This is a genomic window from Streptococcus rupicaprae (assembly GCF_040545225.1).
In the GTDB taxonomy this organism is placed as follows: Bacteria; Bacillota; Bacilli; order Lactobacillales; family Streptococcaceae; genus Streptococcus; species Streptococcus rupicaprae.
In genome coordinates this window covers 51,243-75,767 of sequence record NZ_JBEPLO010000003.1, presented here as the reverse complement: position 1 = coordinate 75,767, position 24,525 = coordinate 51,243, and the positions used below count along the sequence as shown (strand labels likewise).

Annotated in this window: 20 protein-coding genes, 1 tRNA gene and 5 pseudogenes; 20 read left to right on the top strand and 6 right to left on the bottom strand. The window is 45.0% G+C overall.

Annotated elements, in window-relative coordinates:
* The first annotated feature begins 195 nt into the window (after positions 1-195).
* From ABID29_RS02070 to ABID29_RS02035, 8 genes are all read left to right on the top strand, one after another.
* On the top strand, positions 196-795 hold the full coding sequence (locus tag ABID29_RS02070) for a class I SAM-dependent methyltransferase (RefSeq protein WP_354364055.1): 600 nt from the start codon (positions 196-198) through the stop codon (positions 793-795).
* Positions 782-2,059 carry a pyrimidine-nucleoside phosphorylase gene (locus tag ABID29_RS02065; RefSeq protein WP_354364053.1) on the top strand — a complete coding sequence of 426 codons (1,278 nt, stop codon included), beginning with the start codon at positions 782-784 and terminating at the stop codon, positions 2,057-2,059. Before ABID29_RS02070 ends, ABID29_RS02065 begins: the two co-directional genes overlap by 14 nt.
* A gap of 16 nt (positions 2,060-2,075) precedes the next feature.
* Positions 2,076-2,738: a deoxyribose-phosphate aldolase gene (deoC, locus tag ABID29_RS02060; RefSeq protein WP_354364052.1), complete on the top strand. Its 663-nt coding sequence runs from the start codon at positions 2,076-2,078 to the stop codon at positions 2,736-2,738.
* Entirely contained in the window at positions 2,725-3,114 is a 390-nt protein-coding gene (locus ABID29_RS02055) for a cytidine deaminase (protein ID WP_354364051.1), read from the top strand. The genes deoC and ABID29_RS02055 overlap by 14 nt, the downstream gene beginning before the upstream one ends.
* A gap of 69 nt (positions 3,115-3,183) precedes the next feature.
* Positions 3,184-4,272 carry a BMP family lipoprotein gene (locus ABID29_RS02050; RefSeq protein WP_354364049.1) on the top strand — a complete coding sequence of 363 codons (1,089 nt, stop codon included), beginning with the start codon at positions 3,184-3,186 and terminating at the stop codon, positions 4,270-4,272.
* A gap of 136 nt (positions 4,273-4,408) precedes the next feature.
* Positions 4,409-5,944, top strand: a complete 1,536-nt coding sequence (locus tag ABID29_RS02045) for an ABC transporter ATP-binding protein (protein ID WP_354364047.1) — start codon at positions 4,409-4,411, stop codon at positions 5,942-5,944.
* The gene (locus tag ABID29_RS02040; protein ID WP_354364045.1) at positions 5,937-6,998 is read left to right on the top strand and encodes an ABC transporter permease; all 1,062 of its coding nucleotides are present in this window, start codon (positions 5,937-5,939) and stop codon (positions 6,996-6,998) included. Before ABID29_RS02045 ends, ABID29_RS02040 begins: the two co-directional genes overlap by 8 nt.
* Position 6,999: 1 nt before the next feature.
* Positions 7,000-7,956 (top strand): ABC transporter permease, encoded by a 957-nt coding sequence (locus tag ABID29_RS02035; RefSeq protein WP_354364044.1) that lies wholly within the window; start codon positions 7,000-7,002, stop codon positions 7,954-7,956.
* 146 nt (positions 7,957-8,102) lie between these two features.
* Here the strand turns inward: ABID29_RS02035 and ABID29_RS02030 are convergent.
* Positions 8,103-8,743 (bottom strand): annotated as a pseudogene (locus tag ABID29_RS02030) (IS630 family transposase); the annotation flags it as partial.
* 173 nt (positions 8,744-8,916) lie between these two features.
* Positions 8,917-9,354 (bottom strand): annotated as a pseudogene (locus ABID29_RS02025) (helix-turn-helix domain-containing protein); the annotation flags it as partial.
* A gap of 486 nt (positions 9,355-9,840) precedes the next feature.
* On the opposite strand from ABID29_RS02025, the gene ABID29_RS02020 reads away from it, so the two are divergent.
* The gene (locus ABID29_RS02020) at positions 9,841-11,592 is read left to right on the top strand and encodes an ABC transporter ATP-binding protein (RefSeq protein ID WP_354364042.1); all 1,752 of its coding nucleotides are present in this window, start codon (positions 9,841-9,843) and stop codon (positions 11,590-11,592) included.
* Positions 11,582-13,330, top strand: a complete 1,749-nt coding sequence (locus tag ABID29_RS02015) for an ABC transporter ATP-binding protein (RefSeq protein WP_435533143.1) — start codon at positions 11,582-11,584, stop codon at positions 13,328-13,330. The genes ABID29_RS02020 and ABID29_RS02015 overlap by 11 nt, the downstream gene beginning before the upstream one ends.
* Before the next feature lie 151 nt (positions 13,331-13,481).
* Here ABID29_RS02015 and ABID29_RS02010 read toward each other — a convergent pair whose 3' ends face one another.
* Positions 13,482-14,774 carry an aminotransferase-like domain-containing protein gene (locus ABID29_RS02010; RefSeq protein WP_354364041.1) on the bottom strand — a complete coding sequence of 431 codons (1,293 nt, stop codon included), beginning with the start codon at positions 14,772-14,774 and terminating at the stop codon, positions 13,482-13,484.
* Positions 14,775-15,059: 285 nt separating this feature from the next.
* On the opposite strand from ABID29_RS02010, the gene ABID29_RS02005 reads away from it, so the two are divergent.
* From ABID29_RS02005 to ABID29_RS01995, 3 genes are all read left to right on the top strand, one after another.
* Positions 15,060-16,925: a heavy metal translocating P-type ATPase gene (locus ABID29_RS02005; protein WP_354364039.1), complete on the top strand. Its 1,866-nt coding sequence runs from the start codon at positions 15,060-15,062 to the stop codon at positions 16,923-16,925.
* The gene (yaaA, locus tag ABID29_RS02000; RefSeq protein WP_354364037.1) at positions 16,922-17,650 is read left to right on the top strand and encodes a peroxide stress protein YaaA; all 729 of its coding nucleotides are present in this window, start codon (positions 16,922-16,924) and stop codon (positions 17,648-17,650) included. Before ABID29_RS02005 ends, yaaA begins: the two co-directional genes overlap by 4 nt.
* A 135-nt stretch (positions 17,651-17,785) precedes the next feature.
* Positions 17,786-17,857, top strand: a tRNA-Arg gene (locus ABID29_RS01995).
* A 66-nt stretch (positions 17,858-17,923) separates the two neighbouring features.
* On the opposite strand, the gene ABID29_RS01990 is transcribed toward ABID29_RS01995, so the two are convergent.
* The 3 genes from ABID29_RS01990 to ABID29_RS01980 all read right to left on the bottom strand — a co-directional run bounded on the left by ABID29_RS01990 (position 17,924) and on the right by ABID29_RS01980 (position 19,555).
* A complete protein-coding gene (locus ABID29_RS01990; RefSeq protein ID WP_354364035.1) occupies positions 17,924-18,637 on the bottom strand; it encodes an XRE family transcriptional regulator in 714 nt (237 codons plus the stop codon).
* Between the two features lie 129 nt (positions 18,638-18,766).
* Positions 18,767-19,036, bottom strand: coding sequence for a 30S ribosomal protein S14 (gene rpsN, locus ABID29_RS01985; RefSeq protein WP_354364034.1), 270 nt, complete (start codon positions 19,034-19,036; stop codon positions 18,767-18,769).
* Between the two features lie 234 nt (positions 19,037-19,270).
* Positions 19,271-19,555 carry a chorismate mutase gene (locus ABID29_RS01980; protein ID WP_354364033.1) on the bottom strand — a complete coding sequence of 95 codons (285 nt, stop codon included), beginning with the start codon at positions 19,553-19,555 and terminating at the stop codon, positions 19,271-19,273.
* A gap of 286 nt (positions 19,556-19,841) precedes the next feature.
* On the opposite strand from ABID29_RS01980, the gene hemW reads away from it, so the two are divergent.
* The 7 genes and pseudogenes from hemW to trpB all read left to right on the top strand — a co-directional run bounded on the left by hemW (position 19,842) and on the right by trpB (position 24,524).
* Complete coding sequence (hemW, locus tag ABID29_RS01975) at positions 19,842-20,981, top strand: radical SAM family heme chaperone HemW (protein WP_354364032.1); 1,140 nt, start codon at positions 19,842-19,844, stop codon at positions 20,979-20,981.
* Entirely contained in the window at positions 20,982-21,716 is a 735-nt protein-coding gene (locus ABID29_RS01970; protein WP_354364030.1) for an acyl-ACP thioesterase domain-containing protein, read from the top strand.
* Entirely contained in the window at positions 21,709-22,329 is a 621-nt protein-coding gene (locus ABID29_RS01965; RefSeq protein ID WP_354364029.1) for an NUDIX hydrolase, read from the top strand. Before ABID29_RS01970 ends, ABID29_RS01965 begins: the two co-directional genes overlap by 8 nt.
* A pseudogene (locus ABID29_RS01960) lies at positions 22,229-22,567 on the top strand (NUDIX domain-containing protein); the annotation flags it as partial. The gene ABID29_RS01965 and the pseudogene ABID29_RS01960, both read left to right, overlap by 101 nt.
* Positions 22,568-22,601: 34 nt before the next feature.
* Positions 22,602-22,766: pseudogene (locus ABID29_RS01955) on the top strand (indole-3-glycerol phosphate synthase TrpC); the annotation flags it as partial.
* A complete protein-coding gene (locus ABID29_RS01950; RefSeq protein ID WP_354364028.1) occupies positions 22,753-23,334 on the top strand; it encodes a phosphoribosylanthranilate isomerase in 582 nt (193 codons plus the stop codon). The pseudogene ABID29_RS01955 and the gene ABID29_RS01950, both read left to right, overlap by 14 nt.
* A pseudogene (gene trpB / locus ABID29_RS01945) lies at positions 23,331-24,524 on the top strand (tryptophan synthase subunit beta). The gene ABID29_RS01950 and the pseudogene trpB overlap by 4 nt, the downstream one beginning before the upstream one ends.
* Position 24,525: the final 1 nt, after the last annotated feature.

Genomic DNA, 24,525 nt, shown 5'->3' with positions numbered 1-24,525 from the left:
CATTGTTTTGGTAAGTCGGCTTAGTTAGATGCTACATTTCAAGACAATGTATTGTGGGCCTATTCTCTATAATACAATTATAACAAAGTTTCTTTTATTTTCAAAGAAAACGCTTGCATATTATCTTCGGAAATGATATACTAATAGTCCAGTTAGATAATTGAGACGCTTTCAAAATTATGATAAAATAAGCTTATGACAAAAATGTATTATGCAGAAAAGCCAGACGCTACTCACGATATTCATGAACTAAGGGTGACCTTGCTTGGCCATTCCATGACCTTCCTGACCGATGCGGGTGTCTTTTCGAAGAAAATGATTGATTTTGGCAGTCGAGTCCTGCTTAATAGTCTTGATTTCGCTGCTGGTGAGCGCGTTCTTGACGTAGGGTGTGGCTACGGGCCTATTGGGCTGGCCTTGGCTAGGGCTCAGGGCGTGGAAGCGACTTTGATTGACATCAACGAACGGGCTGTTGATTTGGCCCAGAAAAATGCGGTTGCCAATCAAGTTCAAGCTCAGATTTTTCAGTCTAACCTCTATGACAAAGTGACAGGGAACTTTGACCACGTCATTTCAAATCCTCCTATCCGTGCAGGCAAGGAGGTAGTACACGCCATTATTTCTGGCAGTAAGGACTACTTGAAAAACGGGGGGAGCTTAACCATTGTCATCCAAAAGAAACAAGGGGCTCCTAGTGCTAAGGCCAAGATGGAGGCTGTATTTGGGAATGTAAACATTTTAAGAAAGGAGAAGGGATACTATATCCTGCAAAGCATTAAAGATGAGGACAGTTGATTTAATTCAAAAAAAACGTGACGGCCAGGCTTTAACCGCAGATGAAATCAAGTGGTTAATAGAAGGCTATGTGAATGGGACAGTGCCAGACTATCAAATGGCGGCTTTTGCTATGGCGATTTATTTCCAGGGCATGACGACAGAAGAAATTTCTCATTTGACCATGGAAATGGTGGCATCTGGTGATCAGATTGATTTGTCTGCTATTTCTGGCATCAAAGTTGACAAGCACTCAACAGGTGGTGTCGGCGATAAGGTGACGTTAATTTTAGTACCTTTAGTCGCCTCATTTGATGTTCCAGTTGCTAAAATGAGTGGCCGTGGTTTGGGGCATACTGGTGGAACTTTGGATAAGCTTGAGGCCATTAAGGGCTTCAAAATCGAGCAAAGTCAGGACAATTTCATCAAGCAAGTTCAGGAGCTTGGTTTGTCTGTCATTGGACAATCTGAGAATTTAGTTAAGGCAGACAAGTTGCTTTATGCCCTTCGTGATGTGACAGCCACGGTTGACATTATCCCATTGATTGCAAGCTCTGTGATGAGTAAAAAAATCGCTGCTGGAGCAGATGCTATCTTGCTAGATGTGACTGTCGGTGACGGTGCCTTCATGAAAAACATCGATGATGCAAGGGAGCTCGCTCAGACCATGGTGAGTCTCGGAAAAGCTGTCGGGCGTCAAACCGTTGCTGTCTTGACGGACATGAGTCAGCCTGTTGGTCGCGCAATCGGAAATCGTTTAGAAATTCTGGAAGCCTTGGATATCTTGCAAGGTAAAGGACGTGACGATGTGACGGACTTTATCTGTCATTTAGCTCAGCTTCTTCTGCGATTAGCTGGTGTTGACAAAACCGTGGAAGAGATTCATGCTAATCTGGATAATGGTCAGGCATTGGCGAAATTTGAAGCCATGGTGGAAGCCCAGGGAGGGGATCTAAAAGATCTTTACCGTCAACCAGTGGTCAAGGAAATCGTAGAAGTAAGGGCCGAGAAAGAGGGTTACATCACAGCCCTTCCAGCTCTGGAATTTGGAATTTTTGCCATGAAGTTAGGAGCAGGCCGAGCGGTAAAGACGGACGTTCTTGATTATGAAACCGGTATCGTATTCGATAAAAAGGTCGGCGATCCTGTGAAACCGGGTGAAATTATTGCAAAAATTTACACAAACCAAATTTTAAGTCAAAAAGAGCTGGCAGATTTCCAAAAAAATGTTAAAATAGATACAGAAGCAATTCAAAGTCAGGAAATCCTTGAAATTATTTCATAACTGAAAGGAGATTAAAGTGTTATTAAACAAATATATTGACCATACCCTCTTAAAACCAGAGAGTACCAAGGATCAGGTTTTAGAGATTATTGCTCAGGCTAAGGAGTATGATTTTGCCAGCGTCTGTGTCAATCCAACTTGGGTTTCGTTGGCTGCAAAAGAACTAGCAGACACAGATGTCAAGGTGTGTACAGTGATCGGTTTCCCGCTTGGCGCTAATACTCCTGCTGTTAAGGCCTTCGAAACTAAGGACGCCATTGAAAATGGCGCAGATGAAATTGACATGGTCATCAATATCGGTGCTCTGAAATCTGGCGACCTGGAGCTGGTGGAAGAAGATATCAAGGCTGTTGTGGAGGCTAGCGGAGATAAGCTAGTAAAAGTCATCATTGAAACCTGCCTTTTGACAGACAAGGAAAAGATTGTCGCTTGTGAATTGGCCAAGTCAGCAGGTGCAGACTTTGTTAAAACATCCACTGGTTTTTCAACAGGCGGTGCTAATGTGCATGATATCGGTCTGATGAGAAAAATTGTTGGACCGGAGATGGGCGTTAAGGCTTCAGGTGGGGCAAGATCCTTAGAGGATGCCAATGCCTTCATTGAAGCTGGTGCCAATCGTATCGGCGCCTCTTCAGGCGTTGCGATCATGAAGGGATTGCAGGCTGATGGCGACTACTGAGTTGATTGAGTTGGCTATCAAGGCTAGTGAACATGCCCATGTGCCCTATTCACATTTTCCAATCGGAGCAGTACTTGTGACCAAGGATGGTCAGGTCTTTACAGGCTGCAATATTGAGAATGCCTCATTTGGTTTGACCAACTGCGGGGAGCGTACAGCGATTTTTAAGGCTGTCTCTGAAGGCTACAAGGATTTTTCGGAACTAGTTGTTTATGGAACGTCAGAAAATCCTATTTCGCCTTGTGGGGCTTGCCGACAGGTCATGGCAGAGTTCTTTGATAAAGACATGCCAGTAACCTTAGTTTCTAGACACAAAACGACAGTCGAGATGACAGTCGGGGAGTTACTTCCATATTCATTTACAGATTTGACATAAATCTGGACAGTCATCGTGGCTGGTACTTTGCAACAGAAGTTGCGCAAAATTTTTTAGGAGGGTTCAGAAATGAACAAAAAATTTGTTGGTTTAGGTCTTACAGCTCTTGCTGCCCTATCGCTCGCTGCTTGTGGAAGCCGTACTGCTAAACAAGATGCTGCGACATCATCTTCTGCAGCTGAAGGGGAAGGTACTGTAAAAGCAGCCATCGTAACAGACGTTGGTGGTGTTGATGACCGTTCCTTTAACCAGTCAGCTTGGGAAGGTTTGCAAGCTTGGGGTAAAGAAAATGGTTATTCTAAAGATAACGGATTTACTTACTTCCAGTCTAACAGCGAGTCTGACTATGTGACGAACTTGGATTCAGCAGTTTCTGGTGGCTACAACCTCGTCTTTGGTATCGGTTTCGCTCTTGAAACGGCTGTTGCGGAAGCGGCTGCTAACAATCCAGATGCACATTTTGCTATCGTCGATAGTGTTGTTCCAGATTTGGATAATGTTGTCAGCATCGGTTTTGCAGACCATGAAGCATCATACCTTGCTGGGGTAGCGGCAGCTAAGTCTACTAAGACTAATCATGTCGGCTTTATCGGTGGTATGGAAAGTGTCGTTATTGACCGTTTTGAAGCTGGCTTCGTAGCAGGTGTTCAATCTGTTAGCAAAGACATTAAAATCACTGTAGACTATGCAGGCTCATTCGTTGATGCAGCTAAGGGTCAAACCATTGCGGCTGCTCAATACGCTGCTGGTGCAGATGTGATCTTCCATGCTTCAGGTGGTACTGGTAACGGTGTATTCGCGGCAGCTAAGGCTGAAAATGAAACGCGTGATGAAGCTGATAAGGTTTGGGTAATCGGTGTTGACCGTGACCAATCTGCAGAAGGTAACTACACGTCTAAAGACGGTAAGGACTCTAACTTCGTCTTGGCTTCAACAATCAAAGAAGTGGGTAACTCTGTTAAGCAATTTGCGTCAGAAGCTGTTAAGGGTAACTTCCCTGGTGGTGAAGTTGTAACCTTCTCACTTAAAGATAAGGGTGTAGAGTTGGCAGAAACTAACTTGTCTGAGGATGCAGCTAAAGCAGTGGCTGAAGCTAAGCAAGCTATCTTAGATGGTAAGGTAGAAGTACCAGAAAAACCTGAAAAAGAAGATAACTAATCTTTTATCATTATTCTTCTTGAGGCGACCTTAGCCGGTCGCCTTTTATGGGAGCTGAGAGTATTTTTTCTCAGTAAAGCTCATCTAGTAAGGTGGGTTTTACTGACCAAAAATAAAGATCTGAAAGGATAGGACTATGGGACAGGATTATGTCATTGAGATGCGTGGCATTACCAAACGCTTTGGTGAATTTACGGCCAATGATAATATTAACTTAAACGTCAGAAAGGGTGAAATCCACGCCTTGCTTGGTGAAAACGGTGCAGGCAAATCCACTCTGATGAACATGCTGGCTGGTCTGTTAGAGCCAACCAGTGGTGAGATTGTCATCAATGGCGAATCGGTGACTATTGATTCACCGTCTAAAGCTTCACGCCTAGGGATTGGGATGGTTCATCAGCACTTTATGTTGGTTGAAGCCTTTACCGTTGCTGAAAATATCATTCTAGGTACTGAGACGACAAAGGGCGGTATACTTGACCTTAACCAAGCCACTCAAGATATCATGGCGCTTTCTGAGAAATATGGCTTGAAGATTGATCCGACAGCCAAGGTGGCTGATATTACAGTCGGAGCGCAGCAACGGGTAGAAATTTTGAAAACTCTTTACCGCGGTGCAGATCTTTTGATTTTTGATGAGCCGACAGCCGTTCTGACACCAGCAGAAATTACGGAATTGCTAGAAATTATGCGAACCTTGGTCAAGGAAGGTAAATCCATCATCCTAATCACACATAAACTCGATGAAATCCGTGCGGTAGCAGACTCAGTAACGGTTATTCGTCGTGGGAAATCCATTCAGACGGTTCCAGTTGCTGGTGCAACCAACGCAGACTTGGCTGAGTGGATGGTTGGACGTTCGGTTTCATTTAAAACGGAAAAGATTGCTCCCAATCCCCAAGAAACCATTCTGTCGATCAAGGATCTGGTCGTTGATGAAAACCGTGGGATTCCAGCTGTCAAGAATCTCTCTTTGGATGTTCGTGCCGGTGAGATTGTCGGGATTGCAGGAATTGATGGCAATGGTCAGAGCGAGTTGATTCAGGCTATTACCGGCCTTCGCAAGGTCAAATCTGGTCAAATCTTGATCAAGGGTGAGGATGTTGTTGGCAAGTCTCCACGTAAAATCACCGAAATGCAGGTCAGTCATGTCCCTGAAGATCGCCACAGAGATGGTTTGGTCTTGGATATGACTATTGCAGAAAATATCTCCCTCCAGACCTATTACAAGGAACCGATTTCTAAAAATGGTATTCTAAATTACAATGCCATCAATCAAAAGGCAAGACAGCTGATGGATGAGTTTGATGTACGTGCGGCCAGTGAATACGTTCCTGCCAAGGCCCTTTCTGGCGGTAACCAGCAAAAAGCCATTATTGCGCGTGAAGTAGACCGTGATCCAGACCTCCTCATTGTCAGTCAGCCGACGCGTGGCCTGGATGTCGGAGCCATTGAGTACATCCGTAAGCGTCTTATTGCGGAACGTGACAAAGGTAAGGCTGTTCTGGTGGTCAGCTTTGAATTGGACGAAATTCTTGATTTATCAGATCGTATCGCAGTTATCCACGATGGCAGCATTCATGGGATTGTCGATCCTGCTACAACGAACAAGCAAGAACTTGGTGTCCTGATGGCTGGTGGTTATTTAAAGAAAGGAGAGAGTCATGTCTAAGAAAACACAAAATTTAGTGATTCCCTTATTAGCTGTGCTTTCAGGCTTGCTTCTAGGCGCCATTATTATGCTGGTGTTTGGCTACGATCCAATCTGGGGCTATGAGGAACTCTTTTATTCAGCTTTTGGTTCGGTCAAATCTATTGGAGAGATTTTTCGGGCTATGGCACCTCTAGTCTTCACTGCTCTTGGTTTTGCAGTTGCTAGCCGTGCTGGTTTCTTTAACGTCGGTCTAGCTGGTCAAGCCTTGGTCGGATGGGTTTTCTCTGGTTGGTTTGCTTTAGCAAATCCAGACCTTCCTCGTCCTCTCTTGATTTTGGGAACTGTTCTTATCGCCATGATTGCTGGTGGAATTGCAGGCGCCATACCAGGTATCCTGCGGGCCTATCTTGGCACCAGTGAAGTCATCGTGACCATCATGATGAACTATATCTTGCTTTATGTCAGCAACCATATTATCCGTAATGTCTTTGCGGATGATTTGATGAAAAATACAGATTCTAGTATCAACGTCTCAGCCAATGCGTCTTATCAGACAGAATGGTTACGTGCTTTGACCGATAATTCTCGGATGAATATTGGGATTTTCTTTGCCTTGATTGCAGTAGTGATTATCTGGTTCCTCATGACCAAGACAACCCTAGGCTTTGAAATCCGTTCGGTTGGTCTCAATGCGACTGCGGCGGATTATGCGGGCATGTCTGCTAAGCGGACCATTATCCTGTCCATGATTATCTCAGGTGCCTTGGCAGGTCTTGGCGGTGCGGTTGAAGGACTAGGGACCTTCCAAAACGTTTACATCCAAGGGGCCAACCTAGCTATCGGTTTCAACGGGATGTCTGTTGCCCTTCTAGCAACTAATTCGCCTCTAGGCATTCCATTTGCAGCCTTTCTCTTTGGTGTTCTTTCCATTGGAGCGCCAGGGATGGTTCGTGCAGGTATTCCACCAGAGTTGATTAACGTTGTGACTGCTTCAATCATCTTCTTTATCGGGGTGAAATTTATCTTTGAACAATTGCTCAAGGCCAAAAAAACTGTGAAAGGAGCGAAATAAGATGAGTACAATGTCTATTTTAATCCTCTTAATCTCGCAGATGCTGATTTATTCAGCACCCTTGATTTTCACCAGCCTTGGAGGTGTCTTCTCAGAACGAGCTGGTATTGTTAACGTCGGTCTTGAAGGGATTATGGTCATCGGAGCGTTTGCTGGTGTTGTGTTTAACATCGAGTTTGCAGATGCCCTTGGGAAATCAACCCCCCTAGTAGCTGTCTTAGTTGGTGGCTTGGCGGGCCTGCTCTTTGCAGTGATTCATGCGGTAGCGACCATTACCTTGCGGGCGGATCACGTTGTCTCCGGTACGGTTTTGAACCTTCTGGCACCAGCCTTATCTGTCTTTCTGATTAAAGTATTTTACGGAAAAGGTCAGACAGATAGTATCACCCGTTCTTTTGGGAAATTCTCCTTCCCTATACTTAAGGATATTCCTGTCTTAGGTGACTTGTTCTTTAAGAACACTAGCCTGATGGGGTATGTGGCTATTACGACAGCACTGCTGGCCTGGTTCATCCTCTATAAAACTAAGTTCGGTCTACGTCTGCGCTCTGTTGGGGAACACCCTCAGGCGGCAGATACCCTGGGGATTAACGTTTATGCTATGCGTTATGCGGGTGTTTTGATTGCTGGTTTCCTAGGTGGTGTCGGTGGTGCAGTCAGCGCTCAATCGGTTAATATCAACTTCTCAGGGACTACCATTGTCGGATCAGGCTTTATCGCCTTGGCGGCTGTTATCTTTGGGAAATGGAATCCGATTGGAGCCATGTTAGCCAGTCTCTTCTTTGGTTTGTCCCAGAGTTTGGCGGTTATCGGCAACCAGATTCCATTCCTCTCCAAGGTTCCGGCTGTTTACCTGCAGATTGCTCCTTATGTCATCACAGTTGTAGCCTTAGCTGCCTTCTTTGGAAAAGCAGTTGCCCCTAAAGCAGATGGCGTCAACTATATCAAGTCTAAATAAGCTCAATAAGGCCTGGACAATGTCCAGGCCTTTCAATATCATAATAAAACAGCATCCGGAAAGACGTATTATCCTCGTATTTACTCAGGACTGATTTGGACTGACAGATAGTGGGGATTGGTATGGCCATGTAGAGACTCTTATACTCATTTAACATCAAAATCTGAAAAGACCCAATTTCTGTGAACAATGGGTTTCAACACAGACCAATGCAGACTTTGAATCACTTCCTGTAGCTTGTCAATGACATCCTCAAGCGTCTTAAAGGCCTTATTCTTAAACCCTCTCTTACGAATCTCAGCCCAGACTTGCTCAATCGGATTCATCTCAGGCGTATAAGGTGGGATGAACTCAAAACCAATATTGGCAGGTTTCTCTAAGGTGCTGGATTTATGCCATACGGCATTATCCATGACTAGTAAAATGTAATCATTAGGATAGGCTTCCGATAATTGCTTGAGAAATGCGTTCATCCAGTCTGTATTACAGCCACCAGCAATGATGAAGAAGGATTCTCCTGTATGCGCATCAACAGCCCCGTAGCAGTATCGGTATTCTCGGATATAGTGGCTGTGAACATGAGGGCGTACACCTTTTGGTGCCCAAGCCTTCCCAATTTTACTGATCCGACCGAACCCTGCTTCATCTTGGTACAAAAAAGTCTGCTGGGGAGAGCAGACTTTTTCCTGAGCCTAGAGATAAGAAAGCGAAGTCTGACTTTATGGTAACGACGGCTATGCTTAAAGCGTTTTCTTGTCTTATCGAAGGTAGATTTTATTTTTAGACGAGGCTGGGCAAAAAGTCAGCTCTATTGAAACTATGGTATAAAAATAGCTTGACGCAGTGGTTGATTGGCAGCTTTGTTCGCTTTATAAGCTCCAAAACTGACCTAATCAACTGTGCGGGGTGGGAAGACAAACTCTTTTTCGTTTATTGGAGTTCTTTCCCACTCCCATCTGCCTTTTTAGGGTGTTCGGATCTTGGTGTCACTTTGCGCCACCCGTGACGCTTCAGCAGCGCATAGAATCCTTCTCGGGTTGTCTTTTTCCCGATTTTATTTTGATAAGCCTCATGCATCTCTGCAATGGTGACAAATTGTCCTGAAGCACTACCAACAAACTGTTCTTTTAAGAAGGCTTTTTCTTCTTCGTAAGTGAGATAAGAACGATGACGTCCCCCTCGTGCATCATGGGTTAGAGCAGAGAGACCTTCTTGTTCATATTTTTTCACCAAACGCCAAATGGTATCATGCGATAAACCGATTAAGTCAGAAATAGTTTTGTAAGTCAACTTTTGTGAGCGCAAATAGACTGCTTGAATCCGTTTGTGATAGGAAGAGAGCTGTTTATCCTTGAGGGCTGATTTGAGTTCTGTGATTTGTTCTTGTGTAAATGTCATATAACTATTATACTTCAGATTCTGATTTTTGTTAAGTATTATACCGAAAATGCAACTCTCGTTTGGCCATTTATTTTTTCAAGATGCCAAACACATGAAGAGAAGACGATTTCAGAAAACAGTTTTTCCGAGAAGTAGTGACTGTTTATACTCTTTGAAAATCAAAGATAGCTGTTATCAACTCGCTTCGATGAACTCCAGTTCTATCATCAGCTTCGTTTCCTAGGCTAGATTGATTTTCTTTGAGTATTAGATGACAGTTGTGGCATCATTTCTGTGACATCAACAGAATAGTACCAATTAACGAATTTTTTCAAGAAACTTTCTAAAAAAGTATGTGGCTAGAAAATAGTTACATGTATTATCTTCATTCCTAAAGCGTGTTTTTTCGAGGTCAGCCATTGAAATTCCTCTGAAAAAGGCGTATAATAGGTGGTTGTACGTAAGACTTCTAATTATATGCAGTCGAATATAGGGGAGGCAAGGATGAAACTGTTAAGAAAATTAGGCTGGTTTTTCCAGCTAGAAAAAAGACGCTACTTGATTGGGATATTCTCTCTTAGCCTTGTAGCGGTATTTAATTTAATTCCGCCGCGGGTGATAGGCCATATTGTCGATCATATCACGCAGAAGGACTTGACGCCGAGTCAGTTGTGGCTCAATGTTTTCTGGTTGGTCATGTCAGGTTTTATTATGTATGGCCTGCGTTATATTTGGCGAATCTATATCTTTGGAACGGCCAATCGTTTAGCACGTATTCTGAGGTTGCGCTTGTTTGAACAATTTACCAAGATGTCACCATCCTTTTACCAAAACTATCGGACGGGGGATTTGATGGCTCATGCGACCAATGATATCAATGCGGTCACCAATACTGCTGGTGGTGGTGTCATGTCAGCGGTTGATGCATCGATTACAGCCCTGGTAACCTTGCTGACTATGATTTTTGCTATTGATTGGCGCTTGACCCTGATTGCTGTTTTGCCCCTACCTCTGATGGCCTTCGCGACCAGCCGATTGGGACGGAAAAATCACGCTAGTTTTAAGGCTGCCCAAGAAGCCTTCTCGGATCTGAACAATAAGGTTCAGGAGTCGGTCTCTGGGGTCAAGGTGACCAAGTCTTTTGGCTACCAAAAGGAAGAGACGGAGAGCTTTGCTGATATCAATCAAACGGTTTATGAGAAGAATATTCTATCTGCCCGTTATAATTCCCTCTTTAGTCCCTTTGTTCTTTTCTTCGTCGGGATTTCTTATCTCCTAACCTTGATTGTTGGATCGGTCTTGATTCGCCAAGGGGAGTTGACCATTGGAGAACTGGTTACCTTTATTACTTACTTGGACATGCTGGTTTGGCCCTTGATGGCCATGGGCTTCCTCTTTAATGTGATTCAACGGGGAACGGTTTCCTACGAGCGGATCGAGTCTCTCCTGTCCCAGGAAAGTGACATACAGGATAGTCACAAGACTCTTGCTCAGATTGAAAATGGTTCGTTGACCTATGCGATTGATTCATTTGCTTATGAGGATTTGACAACGTTGAGTGATGTTCATTTTAGTCTAGAAAAAGGACAAACATTGGGCATCGTTGGTGTGACAGGGTCTGGAAAAACAACCCTGCTAAAACTGCTTTTGAGGGAGCGCGATGTTCAAGATGGGGCTATTTCCCTTAATGGTCATGATATCCGTGACTATAGCCTTAGCGATTTACGGAGTCTGATCGGCTATGTGCCTCAGGATCAAATGCTTTTTGCGACGAGTATTCGGGACAATATCCGCTTTGCCAATCCCGAGCTGTCGGATGACCAAGTTGAGCGTGTGACAAAGCTCTGTGGTGTCTATGAGGATATCCAGGATATGCCAGAAGGCTTAGATACTGTGATTGGTGAACGCGGGGTATCTTTATCAGGTGGCCAAAAGCAACGTCTGGCCATGAGTCGAGCCTTGATCATGAATCCAGAAATCTTAATTTTGGACGATTCTCTCTCAGCGGTTGACGCTAAGACAGAACACTTGATTTTGGAGAATCTGAAAGCAGAACGAGCAGACAAGACGACCATTATCACAGCCCATCGCCTATCAGCTGTTGTCCATGCAGATGTGATTATTGTCATGGAGGATGGCACTATCAAGGAGCGAGGCAATCATGAAAGCTTGATGGCTCAGCAAGGCTGGTATTATGAGACCTACCAGTCGCAACAAATTGCCCAGAGTTTGGAAGGAGACGCTGATGAAAACTAACCAAAAACCCAAAGGCGTCCTGGCTCGCCTACTGGCCTATGCCATCACCTACAAGTGGGTCTTGATGACAGGCTTGTTCTTTGTCATTTTAGCCACTGCTGTAGCAACGGCGGATACGCTACTGATACGCTACTATATTGACCATCATATTCAGGACGGTTTTACCAGCATTGCCATTGTTGTCCTCATCGCTAAATTTGGAATGGTTCTGATTAGAGCAATCAGCTCTTATCTGGGCGAATACCTCTTTGCCAAGGTGGCCTATGCAACGGTGCGTGACCTGCGCCAAGAAGCCTTCAGCAATGTTCAGCGTCAAGGGATGGCCTATTTTGATCGGACGCCGGCTGGTGCCATCGTGTCCCGCTTGACCAACGATACCCAGGCTGTAGCTGATATGTTTGCGACGGTCTTTTCCAGCTTTTTGAAATCTGGCTTTATCTTTGTGGCTACCTTAGCAGCTATGTTCAGCTTGTCTTGGCAGTTGACCTGCTTTATGCTCCTATTTCTGCCTGTGATTTGGGGGTCGGTAGCTCTTTACCGCCACTATTCCGAAGAGCTTGTGACCATGACTCGTCAAAAACTGTCAGAAATCAATGTGAAGTTGTCAGAGTCGATTGAGGGAATGCGGATTATCCAGGCCTTTCGCCAGGAAAGCCGCTTGATCAAGGAATTCGAGGACATTAATGAGGAACACATGGCCTACACCAATCGTTCCATCAACCTCAATTCACTCTTTTTGCGACCAGCCATGTCGCTTTTGAAAATCTTGGCCTATGCCCTTATTTTGACCTATTTTGGTCTCAAGTGGGAAACCTCTAGCTTCTCGGCGGGATTGATTTATGCCTTTATCCAGTATGTGTCTCAGCTCTTTGATCCTTTGATTGAAGTGACTCAGAACTACGCTACCTTGCAGACGTCTGTGATTTCAGCGCGGCGCGTGTTTGAGATGATTGACTTGGATCAGTTTGAACCGAGCCAAGCTAATCAGTCCTTGCAAATTCAGCGAGGCGATATTGCCTTCAAGCATGTGAGTTTTTCTTATGATGGGAAAAAAGACGTGCTGAAAGATATTTCCTTCGAGGTCAAACAGGGAGAAACCATCGCCTTTGTTGGGTCTACAGGATCTGGTAAATCCTCTATCATCAATCTCTTTATGCGCTTCTATGATTTTGACCGCGGAGAAATTACCATCGATGGTGAAAACATCAAAGACTATTCTGAAGAGGAATTGCGCCAGGAAACCGGCTTGGTCCTCCAGGATCCCTTCTTGTATCACGGGACAATTGCTTCCAATATTCGGATGTATCAGAATCTTAAGGACAATGAGGTCGAAGAAGCAGCGCGCTTTGTCGATGCGCACGACTTTATCAGCCAGTTGCCACTTGGTTATGATAATCCAGTTACCGAGCGTGGAACGACCTACTCATCTGGTCAGCGTCAGCTGATTGCCTTTGCAAGAACCATGGCAACCCAGCCTAAGATATTGATTTTAGATGAAGCGACCGCCAATATTGACTCCGAGACAGAGGAAATCATTCAAGGTTCCTTGCGCAAGATGCGCCGCGGTCGTACAACCATCGCAATCGCCCACCGCTTGTCAACTATCCAGGATGCAAATTGCATCTATGTTTTGGATAAGGGACGGATCATTGAAAGCGGGACCCATGAGGAATTGCTGGCCAAGGAGGGGACCTATCATAAGATGTACCAACTGCAGGCTGGTATGATGACAAATTAAAAAACCGGAACAAAGAAGTTCCAGTTAGAGACTGAAGACTTGATCCAAGTTGGTCATATCTTCGGTTTTTCTTTTTTAGTTAATTTTCAAAGAGTATAAGTTAGCTTTTACTTTTCATAGAAAATTTTGATTGAACACTTGATTTGCCAGATTATTGGCTCTCAGGTTTGAAGGGGGCATGGGATTCTAGTAGGGCTAGGAAATGGTCAAGGTCCGTCCTATCTTTAAGACGGATAAACTCTGGATTAGGTCTGTGAGACAACTGGTTAGCAAGAAGGCGATCCAGCATCTCTAGCTGTTTGAGAAAGGGTTTGGTTAAGAAATCTCTAGGAAGTTTTACGATTACCTGTTGGTTGAGCAGTTGGTAGGGCAGCGGGAAATGATTGGTTTCGAGAATTTTTTGGTTTTGGGCTTGATTGGCTAAAAATTGCCGTTTAAGGCTAGCTACATTTTTGGAGAACATGCCGTTCTTAATGTAAAGTGCCAGTGCCTTTTGCAAAATAAGATTTGTGTCGTAGTCCATGACCTGCTTGTGTGCTAGGAATTCCTTGAGCAGCAGTGGTGGTAGGACAACAGTGGCTAAGCGTAGACCTGGAAAAATAGCTGCTGAAAAAGATTTGATATAGATCACATGCTGATTAGTATCAAAATAATGTAACGGTGCCTGGTGCTTGCTGTCAAAATCAACTAAATAATCATCCTCTATCAGATAGACATCATAGCGCTGCGCTAAGGAAACAATGGCTTTTTTCTCTGATGAGGAGTAGGAGTGCCCCAAGGGATTATGCAGACGTGGCATGGTGTAAAACCATTTGATATTACCGGATTGAAAGAGCTGTTCGAGTTTTTTCAGATTTATTCCTTCCCAATCGCGTTTGATGGTTTGATAAGGGAGCTTGAGATGCTTGACCAATTCAATCATCCGAGGATAGGTGGGTTCTTCCAACAAGATTTCAGCTCTGCCATTTGGGAAAGTCATCTGACTGAGAATGTAAAGTGCTTGTTGGGTTCCAGTCGTTATAACGAGTTGGTCTATCTTACTGTAGACATCGGAAGCTATTAACAGTTTTTGGACTTCATGAAGGAGTTCTTCCAGCCCCTCTTGCTTATGGTAGTAGTTGAAGAGATAAGTTTCTCGGCCGATCAGGCTTTCGTTAAGGCAGAGCCGGAAGTCATCGTAGGCTAGATTAGCTATGTCCGATTCAGGAAGCGGGAGGTCGGTTTTCGTTTCAGGCGTTTCAAGGACATAGTAGCCGGATTTGGCAATGGGATAGATGAGGTGCTGGTGACGTAGTTCCATCAGTGCTCTTTGAACGGTATCTGTGTTGCAGGCGTATTGCTTACTGAGTTGACGAATGGAGGGCAGTTTGTCACTAGTAGCTAATTGTCCGCTGGTAATCTGAGCTCTAATGTCTTCCACAATCTGTTGATACTTGCTGGTCATAAGGTGTCCCCCTACAGATTTTCTTTATTGTAGCTTAAATTTCCCGCATTAGCAAGAAAAATGAAATTGTGCAACTTTTCTCAGTTCGCTAAAAAGGCTTGAACTGACCTGTAAAAAGTGGTAAAATAAGAGCAAATAAAAGATGAACAAGCGGTGATCAAGCATCATGCAGCCGGGTCTTCGAGTCTGAAGACAGCAGAATACAGCACGGAGTGCGTACCTGTGAGACAGTAGAAAACTGTCCTTAGGTGCGCACTTTTTTGTTACCGCTTGGGAGGAGGCTATATGCAACACTATTTCAAAAAGAACCGCCCAGCCCAGTTTTTGATGTTAGGAGCATTTTTTCTAATAGCAGGATTAGTCGGGCAGAAGATTGCAGATGGGCTAGCCTTGATTTTCTTAGGTTTGGCGCTCTTTTTCTTGGGCTATTTTACGACCCTCAAGGCTTGCCGACTTAGCCTAAGGGAAAAGAAGCTCAACGTGGACTTGCTCATGATTTTATCGGCCATAGGTGCGGTTGCTATTGGAGAACTGGCAGAAGCGGCCCTTTTACTTCTGATCTTTTCAGGGGCAGAGGTTTTGGAAAATTATGTGACAGCTAAGTCCAGCGATAGCTTGACCCAGCTTTTAACCTTAGTTCCAGTAACAGCCAAACGATTGACGGAAGACGGTCAACTAGAAGAAGTTTCCACCGCCCAAATGGCCATTGGCGAGCTCATGCTGGTTGCTAAAGGAGAACAGTTCCCTTTGGATGGGTATTGCCTGCAAGAGACTAGCGCCGGTGAGATGGCCTTGACGGGGGAATCTATTCCTGTTGACAAAGCAGTCGGCGATGAGGTCTTTGCTGGAACCATCAATCTGGGACATCCTGTCCAGATTCAGGTCACAAAGACCAGTGAGCAGACCGTTTTTTCGAAAATTATCCAACTGGTGCAAGAAGCCCAAGATCGTCCTTCTTCTTTAGAGACAGGAGTGGAGCGTTTTGAGACTTATTTTGTACCAGCTGTTTTACTGAGCATTCCAGTCTTCATCCTTGGTCTGATGGGAATCCAAGGCTTGCCTTTTCAAGAAGCCTTCTATCGCGGGATGGTCTTGTTGACGGTGGCCAGTCCGTGCGCCTTAGTGGCGTCAGTCACGCCAGCGAGTCTGAGCGCTATTAGCCATGCTGCACGACTAGGTGTTCTGGTCAAGGGAGGCAGGGTCATGAGCCTTTTAGCTGACTTGGAGTCGATGTTTACGGATAAGACAGGAACTTTGACACAAGGCCATTTTCAGGTGGTCGATTATCAGATAGCTTTGGATGTCTTGCCCCTTGTCTTAGGAATGGCAAAGCAGTCTCAACACCCTATTTCTCAAGCGATTGTCAAGCAACTTGAAGAGGATGGCGTTTTAATGGACAGTTCTTTAAAGGGAGTTTGGGAACTAGCAGGTCATGGTCTGAGTTACAAGGAGCTAAGGCTAGTCAAAGCGAGCCTCTTAGAAGGATTAGCAGATCCGCACCATTACCTAAAGCAAGCAGAAGCAGAAAGGACCAGCGTGTTCTTAGCCGATAAAGATGAGGTTCTCGGCTATTTTTCCTTGGCTGATCAGTTGCGTCCAGAAGCCCTTAGCGCAGTGAGCGGTTTTCAAAAAGAAGGCATTGCGGTAGAGATATTGACCGGCGATAACGAACAGGTCACTGCAATGATCGCTAGTAGCTTAGGCATTACAAGTTATCGGTCCAACTGCCTCCCCCAAGACAAGGCCTCTCTGGTTCAAAAAGCCAGTCAGAACCAAGTTGTGGCCATGATTGGGGATGGGATCAATGATGCGCCCGCTTTAGCTCATGCGACAATCGGGATTGCCATGGGAACAGGGGCTTCAGTCGCCATGGAAACTGCGGATATTGTGATGGTAAAAAATCATCTGGGAAAACTCTTGGAGGTTTACCGACTCAGCCGAAAACTCAAAAGGATTATTGGGCAAAATATTTGGTTTGCTGTAGGGGTAATGGGGGTCTTGGTTGGTTTAAACCTTTTGGGGCTGTTAGATTTGACCCAGGGCGTGATCTTTCACGAGTGTTCAACGATTTTGGTGATTCTTAATGGCTTGCGTCTCTTGGCACCATCAGGCGGGACAAGAGATGGAAATTTTGATACAATGAGTTTATGAAAATTTTACTTCCAACAGCCAAAGAAATGAACCTTAAAACGGCCGATTATAAGTCAGATGGCTTGTCACAAGAAACCCAGGAAATTGTCCAAGAGCTAGCGCAACTCAGTCTTGGTGAATTGGCAGAGCATTACAAGCTGAAGCCTGAAGCAGCCCAGAAGGAAGCTGAGCGGTGGCAAGCATTATTGAGTGGAAATGGGACAACCTACCCCGCTTGGCACCTATTTGATGGGCTGATGTATCGGCGAATGAAGCGCCATCAGCTGACCGAAAATCAGGAGGCCTATCTGCGGGAGCACGTCTTCATCACCTCGGCGCTCTATGGCCTGATCAATGTTTTTGAAGCTATCGCTCCCCATCGTTTGGATTTTCTAATGGGGTTTAAGGTCAAGGGGGCCAGTTTAAAAGCCCATTGGCGTAAGAGCTTTGATCAGGCTGTTCAAGGGGATGACTTGATTATTTCACTCTTGTCCAGTGAGTTTGAAACAGTCTTTTCAAAGGCAATCCAAGATCGCATGGTCCGTCTGAAATTTGTCGAAGAAAAAGAGGGTCAACTTAAGACCCATTCTACCATTTCCAAAAAGGGCAGAGGCCAATGCCTCAATGCTCTGGTTGAAGGAAGCATTCAAGATATAGAAGGCTTAAAAGCGCTCCGTTTTGATGGTTTCGAGTACCGTGAAGTACTCTCGACAGACCAAGAATTGACCTTTGTCAGATCTGTTTGACATGAACAGCACGGAACGGTTTTCCTTGACGGCTCATTTTAGTTAGAGGAAATCGTTTACTCTTGCTTTTCAGTTGTTTTCTTGCCTCAGACTTGACAGAAGACGGGAATTTCAGTATGCTAGGGATGTAGATTTCTCCCCTTAGTTAAGTGGATATAACAAGTTCCTCCTAAGAATTAGTCGCTGGTTCGATTCCGGCAGGGGAGATTTATATTGAAAAAAACCTTTGGACAAGGTTTTTCTTTTTTTATGGGATTACTAATCTTTTGAAATCTAGACTTCTAAAGGCATAAAATGACCAACAACTTTGCCGACAATTCGAGGCTCTTCGTCCTTGTGGGCAAATAAGGGTGCGTATTTCGGATTTAGGGATACCAGGCGGAAGCCATCTTCTTCTAAATAAACTCTTTTGATATAGGTTTGGCCAGCCCAAGCTACAGCATAGACTGCTCCATCAAGATCAAAGCTAGCCTCTTTGATGAGCGCTACCTCTCCATTAAGGTAAGCTGGCTCCATCGAGTCTCCGTAAATCCAACTGGCTAAGTCATGCGAAATATCTTCGTCATAGTAAACCGAATCATAGTGGTAATCCTCGTAATAGTTACTCCCTTGACCGGCAGAAAGTCTTTCGTATACTCGATATTCAATCAGAGGACGATTTTGTTGATTCTGTTCTTCAAGCAATTCTGTACCATAGCTAATCCAATCTTCGTGATTCTCTGCATTGAGGGCCTTATCCAGGGCAAGGACCTGAGGATGAAGGGAGATGCTGTTAGATTTTTGATCTTTGTCTGTTTCAAAAAAATCTTTTGGTAGCATCTCCAAAGCCTTAGCGTAGATAGCTAGATCACTTTCCTTTAGACCACGTCGGCCATTCTCATGATTGGAAATAGTATTTTGCTTAAAACCTGTTAGCTCAGCCATTTGTTTTTGAGTGAGTCCTTTTTGCTTACGAATGCTTTTAATGATTTGTCCAAGTTCAGTCATTACAAATTCCTCCAGAAACATTATATCACAAAAAGAGATAAAATAAATCAAAAATCTCAAAAAAAGATAAAAGAAAAAGAACTAGTAGTAGTCCTTTCTCTCTGGAGTGAAAATGAAAATGAATGCAGTTTACCAGCTGGCTTTTTTGACACCAGGCAATTGCCCTTTATGGGCTAATTCACGGAATTTAATCCGGCTGACACCAAATTGACGCATATAAGCATGCGGTCGACCATCGATCCGGTCTCGATTTTTTAATCGATTAGGATTAGAGTCGCGAGGAAGCTTGCGAAGGGCCTCGTAATCCCCCTTTTCCTTGAGCTCTCGTCTCAAATCAGCATACTGTTCAATCAGGCGTAGTTGTCTTTGGTATCTTGCAATTTTAGATTTTTTTGCCATGAATTCTCCTTGTCTAAAAAACTTAACTAGTTAACTATAAAAATTATAACACATTTCGTGACAAATGCAAGAAAAAAGTTAAGGAAATGCTATTTGAGCTAGCGAAGGGTTCAAAAATATGATCTCTAGGGATGACTATAAGAAAAGAGATCGAAACTTCCTTTGATCTCAGTAAATGAAAGTATTTAGTAAAAAACGGCCAAAACTGCTATGTATGAGAAGCATAAGCTTAGGCTATTGGTCCTTAGTCACTAGCTTAGTCGCTTGATAATCACGTGATTGGCGCAGGATATCTTCAAAAGTCTTGATAATAGCCTCTTGGTAGTCTACTTGCTGGACAAGTTTAGCAACTTTGTCAAGAACAAATTTCTCCCTGTTTTGATCAAGAATCGGCAAGCCTTCTTGCTGTTTATAGGCAATCACTTGCTCTACGCAAGCCATTCGCTGCTCTAAGAGTGAGACCAAGTTTCGGTCTATGTGGTCAATTTCTTTACGGATCTCGTCTAAATGTAGTGCCATGTCATTCCTCCTCAGTTGTTTTCCATTTTAACATAAAGTTTGTAGTTTTACTAGTTTTCATAATAAGGATTTCTGGCGATAAGTCGTCCTGCCTAGAGCTAGTTCTATATTCTAGATAAAGGTGTGATTGGTCTGGAGAAGAGAGGGCTTCTGTTAAGATATTCTTTTTCATCCTCATCCTTCTTGGCTTTTTGATTTGTTCCACACCGATAGATCTTACTTAGCAACTATCTGAAAAGAATAGCTGAGCTGCTTTCTTTTCAATGTCTTGTGGTATAATAACAACATGCAGAAAAAACCAACATCAGCCTATATTCATATCCCTTTTTGTACCCAGATTTGTTATTACTGCGATTTTTCCAAGGTCTTTATCAAGAACCAGCCGGTTGACCAGTATTTGGAGAGTTTGCTAGAAGAAGTCAAGGCATCTGAGATGCCACCTCTTCGGACCCTTTATATCGGAGGAGGGACGCCGACAGCCATCTCTGCCCCGCAATTGGAGTATTTACTAAAAGGCTTGGAACGCCATATTGATCTCAGTCAGGTCCAAGAATTTACTATCGAGGCTAACCCTGGAGACCTGACACCAGATAAGGTAGCGGTTCTGAAGGCTTCTAAGGTCAATCGTGTCTCCCTGGGCGTTCAGACTTTTGACGATCGAATGCTCAAGCAAATCGGGCGGAGCCACAATCAAGCCCAGATTTATGAGAGTATTGACAGCCTTAAGGCAGCGGGTTTTCATAATATTTCCATTGACTTGATTTATGCCTTGCCAAATCAGACCATGGATCAGGTCAAGGACAATGTCAAAAAAGCCTTGGAACTCGACATTCCCCACCTCAGTCTTTACAGCTTGATTTTGGAAAATCATACAGTTTTCATGAATCGTCAGCGGAGGGGACATCTGCATCTGCCCCATGAGGATTTAGAATCCGAAATGTTTGAGTATATTCTCAATGAACTAGAAGCCAATGGCTTTGAGCACTATGAAATCTCAAATTTTACCAAACCTGGCATGGAGAGTAGACACAACCTCATGTATTGGAATAATGATGAGTACTATGGCTGTGGCGCAGGGGCGTCTGGTTACATCAATGGGGTCAGGTACCGTAATCGTGGGCCAATCCAGCACTATTTGAAGGCAATTGCGGAGACTAAGCAGGCCAGACTGGCAGAAGAGGTCTTGTCCAAGGAAGAGATGATGGAGGAAGAATTTTTCCTTGGCTTGAGGAAGAAATCAGGGGTCTCCATCCGCCGTTTTGAAGAAAAGTTTCAACTGTCTTTTGAGGAACGGTATGGGAAAATTGTGCGTGATCTGATCGAGCAAGGACTCTTACAGAGAGAAGCAGATACTATCCGTATGACCAAGCGAGGGCTTTTCTTAGGCGATACGGTAGCTGAGCGATTTATTGTAGAGGAGGACTAAATGGGAAAAATTTATAGACAAGAGCACACCATTCCCTTTTACGAGGCGGATGTGACCAGCAAGGTCAAGCTGTCTCATCTGGTTAATAAATCTCTGGAAGTTTCAGGCTGGCAGGCCCATAGTCTGGGTTGGAGTGATCAACGGGTTTTAGATGAATACGGTCTGATTTGGGTAGTGACAGACTACCAGTTTACGATTGAGCGTCTGCCTGTCTTTGCGGAGAACATCATCATTGAGACAGAGGCAGTCAGCTACAACAAGCTCTTTTGCTACCGGGAGTTCCGGATTTTTGATGCCAATGACCAATTGCTGGTCTCTCTCTTGTGTAGCTTTGTCCTTATGGATGCCCAGACCCGTAAGGTTCATGCTGTGATTGACGAGGTGGTTGCACCCTTTGGAGCTGACAAAATCAAGGCTATTCGTCGTGGGGAAAAAATGGCAGAGCTGACCGACCCTGTGGTCACAGATAGACAAGTCACCTATTTTGACTTAGATATGAATGGTCATGTCAACAACAGCAAGTACATTGACTGGTTTATCGAAAGTCTGGGACGAGAATTTCTGAACGAACATATTCCTAAGCGTCTTACCATCAAGTACAGCAAGGAAGTCCATTATGGCAAGAACGTGCAAGTGGCTAGCCAGTTGACAAACTTGACCAGTCGTCATGATTTGCTAACAGAAGACGGTCTGTCAACACAGGCTGTGATAGAGTGGGAGAAAGTGGATGACTAAGGCGGACAAGTGGCTAGACTGGGCTGTTCGTCTGCAAGCTCTGGCACAAAACGGTTTGGCCTACACGACCAATGCCTTTGACAAGGAACGGTTCGATGAGATTCGCCAGATAGCAGCTGAAATATTAGTGGAACCTTCTGGTCACCCCCTGGAAGTCGTGACCGACCTCTTTGCCAGTGAAACAGGCTACCAGACCCCCAAGCTTGATACCCGCGCAGCTATTTTCCAAGAAGGGAAAATCTTGCTGGTGCAGGAAGCAGATGGGCTATGGAGCTTGCCAGGAGGCTGGTGCGATGTGGACTGCTCTGCTATGGACAATACCATCAAGGAAGTCAAGGAAGAAGCAGGTCTGGATGTCGAAGCCTACCGTCTTGTGGCGATTTTAGACAAGCACAAGAACCAGCCTAGTCGGTCGGCCCATCACGTGACTAAGATCTTTTTCCTCTGCCGCAGTTTAGGTGGGCAGTTCGTCCCTAACAGCGAAACCTTGGACAGTCGCTATTTTGACCTAGATGACCTGCCAGACCTCTCGCTCAATAAGACGACTAAGGAGCAGATTGAGCTGTGTTATGAGGCTTGCCAAGCAGAGCACTGGGAAGCAGTGTTTGATTGAGGAGGAATGTATGCCAAATACGGAAGCAGTTGTGCTAACAAATATGTGCATGATAACAGATGGTAGCAAGGTTTTGGTCCAAGAGGCCGACGAGCTGTGGAGTCTGCCTGGTGGGAAAGTTGAGCCCAATGAACCCTTTGTCACCTCTGTCATCCGTGAAGTTTACGAAGAAACCGGTTTGAGAATCGCTGATGTCCAGCTTTGTGGGGTAAAGCAATTCACCCACAGCCAGGGACATTATCGCTATGCTGTCTTTCTTTACATGACTAGCACATTTTCAAGAGGAGCCTATCTATATCTGCGAATCAGGGATTTTCTCAGCCCAGGATGTTGCAACCATTGCCCCCTACTTTGACGGTGTCTTAGTGGGGACAGCTCTCATGCAGGCTGATGATGTTTACAAACGATTGGAGGAATTGGCTATTGACAAGGGTTAAAATTTGTGGGCTGTCAGATGAATGTGCTATTCGAACCGCTTGTGAGGCTGAAGCTGACTACATCGGCTTTGTCTTTGCGACCAGTAAGCGACAGGTCAGTATCGAGCAGGCTAAAGCCCTGCGATCAGCCGTTACAGCTGGTGTCCAAGTGGTTGGAGTCTTTCTCAATCAATCCGAGGCTTTCATTGAGCAAGCGATTGAGGAGGTAGGGCTAGATTTGGTCCAAATTCATGGCGAGTGGGAAGAGGAGACAGTGCTCAGTCGCCCCCTTATTCGAGCCAGGCAAACCAAGGACCAGCCAGAGGCTCTATCATTGCCAGTTGGAGCCAGTTATCTGCTTTTGGACGCACCTGTTGCTGGATCAGGTCAGACCTTTGAATGGCAAAGTGTCGATGTAGCAGAGGTGAGGGACTCGCTCTTTGTAGCAGGAGGCTTGACGGTGGATAATGTCCAGAGAGCTGTCCAGCATTTCCAGCCCTTTGCAGTTGATGTGTCTTCTGGTGTTGAAACCAATGGTCAAAAGGACCTAGAAAAAATTCGAGAATTTATCAGGAGGGTAAAAGGATGACCTATCAAGAACCGAACAAGGATGGCTTTTATGGCAATTATGGAGGCCGGTTTGTACCAGAGATGCTGATGACAGCCATTTTAGAATTGTAGGAGGCATACCGTCAAGTCAAGGACGATCCGGCCTTTCGAGAGGAATTTCGCCAGCTCTTAAAGTATTATGTCGGCCGGGAAACGCCGCTTTACCATGCCAAAAAATTAACAGATTATTGTGGTGGTGCGGAAATTTACCTCAAGCGTGAAGACCTCAACCACACAGGTGCTCATAAAATCAACAATGCCTTGGGTCAGGTCTTATTGGCCAAATACATGGGCAAGAAGAAGATTATCGCAGAGACTGGGGCTGGTCAACACGGTGTAGCGACCGCGACCGCTGCGGCCCTCTTTGGTATGGAATGTACAATCTACATGGGAGAGGAAGATGTCAAACGCCAGGCGCTCAATGTCTTTCGGATGGAGCTCTTGGGAGTTACTGTCCATGCGGTCAAGGATGGTTCTCGAGTTTTAAAGGATGCGGTCAATGCCGCCCTGCGGGCCTGGGTAGCTGAGGTTGAGGATACCCATTATGTTATGGGGTCTGTTCTTGGACCAGCACCATTTCCAGAAATTGTTCGGGACTTTCAGGCCATTATCGGCCAGGAGGCCAAGCAGCAATTTCAGGAACAGACTGGGAAGGATCTTCCTGATGCCCTTTTGGCCTGTATTGGTGGTGGCTCCAATGCTATGGGGCTCTTCTACCCCTTTGTCAATGACAGGAGTGTCCAGATGGTTGGGGTCGAGGCCGCAGGTCACGGGCTAGATACGGACAAGCATGCGGCAACCTTTGCCAAGGGTCGGCCTGGCGTCCTACACGGAGCTCTGATGGATGTCCTACAGGATGAGAGTGGTCAGATCCTAGAGGCTTTCTCAATCTCGGCTGGTTTAGATTATCCGGGCATTGGCCCAGAGCATTCTCATTTTAGAGACTTGGGTAGGGCGACCTATGTGAGTGTGACCGACCAAGAAGCTCTGGAAGGTTTGCAGTTACTGTCACAGTTGGAGGGGATTATCCCAGCCTTGGAATCAAGCCATGCCATCGCTTATTTGCCCAAGCTTGCCAAGGAACTCGGTAAGGGCAAAACCATTATTGTCAGTCTGTCAGGCCGAGGCGACAAGGACGTTAGCCAAGTGAAGGACAGATTAGGGAGGTAAC

Excerpts from the sequence above, each read along its gene's own strand:
- ABID29_RS02070 (WP_354364055.1), top strand. The coding sequence starts at position 196 with ATGACAAAAATGTATTATGCAGAAAAGCCAGACGCTACTCACGATATT.
- ABID29_RS02065 (WP_354364053.1), top strand. The coding sequence starts at position 782 with ATGAGGACAGTTGATTTAATTCAAAAAAAACGTGACGGCCAGGCTTTA.
- ABID29_RS02055 (WP_354364051.1), top strand. The coding sequence starts at position 2,725 with ATGGCGACTACTGAGTTGATTGAGTTGGCTATCAAGGCTAGTGAACAT.
- ABID29_RS02050 (WP_354364049.1), top strand. The coding sequence starts at position 3,184 with ATGAACAAAAAATTTGTTGGTTTAGGTCTTACAGCTCTTGCTGCCCTA.
- ABID29_RS02045 (WP_354364047.1), top strand. The coding sequence starts at position 4,409 with ATGGGACAGGATTATGTCATTGAGATGCGTGGCATTACCAAACGCTTT.
- ABID29_RS02040 (WP_354364045.1), top strand. The coding sequence starts at position 5,937 with ATGTCTAAGAAAACACAAAATTTAGTGATTCCCTTATTAGCTGTGCTT.
- ABID29_RS02035 (WP_354364044.1), top strand. The coding sequence starts at position 7,000 with ATGAGTACAATGTCTATTTTAATCCTCTTAATCTCGCAGATGCTGATT.
- ABID29_RS02020 (WP_354364042.1), top strand. The coding sequence starts at position 9,841 with ATGAAACTGTTAAGAAAATTAGGCTGGTTTTTCCAGCTAGAAAAAAGA.
- ABID29_RS02015 (WP_435533143.1), top strand. The coding sequence starts at position 11,582 with ATGAAAACTAACCAAAAACCCAAAGGCGTCCTGGCTCGCCTACTGGCC.
- ABID29_RS02010 (WP_354364041.1), bottom strand. The coding sequence starts at position 14,774 with ATGACCAGCAAGTATCAACAGATTGTGGAAGACATTAGAGCTCAGATT.
- ABID29_RS02005 (WP_354364039.1), top strand. The coding sequence starts at position 15,060 with ATGCAACACTATTTCAAAAAGAACCGCCCAGCCCAGTTTTTGATGTTA.
- yaaA (WP_354364037.1), top strand. The coding sequence starts at position 16,922 with ATGAAAATTTTACTTCCAACAGCCAAAGAAATGAACCTTAAAACGGCC.
- ABID29_RS01990 (WP_354364035.1), bottom strand. The coding sequence starts at position 18,637 with ATGACTGAACTTGGACAAATCATTAAAAGCATTCGTAAGCAAAAAGGA.
- rpsN (WP_354364034.1), bottom strand. The coding sequence starts at position 19,036 with ATGGCAAAAAAATCTAAAATTGCAAGATACCAAAGACAACTACGCCTG.
- ABID29_RS01980 (WP_354364033.1), bottom strand. The coding sequence starts at position 19,555 with ATGGCACTACATTTAGACGAGATCCGTAAAGAAATTGACCACATAGAC.
- hemW (WP_354364032.1), top strand. The coding sequence starts at position 19,842 with ATGCAGAAAAAACCAACATCAGCCTATATTCATATCCCTTTTTGTACC.
- ABID29_RS01970 (WP_354364030.1), top strand. The coding sequence starts at position 20,982 with ATGGGAAAAATTTATAGACAAGAGCACACCATTCCCTTTTACGAGGCG.
- ABID29_RS01965 (WP_354364029.1), top strand. The coding sequence starts at position 21,709 with ATGACTAAGGCGGACAAGTGGCTAGACTGGGCTGTTCGTCTGCAAGCT.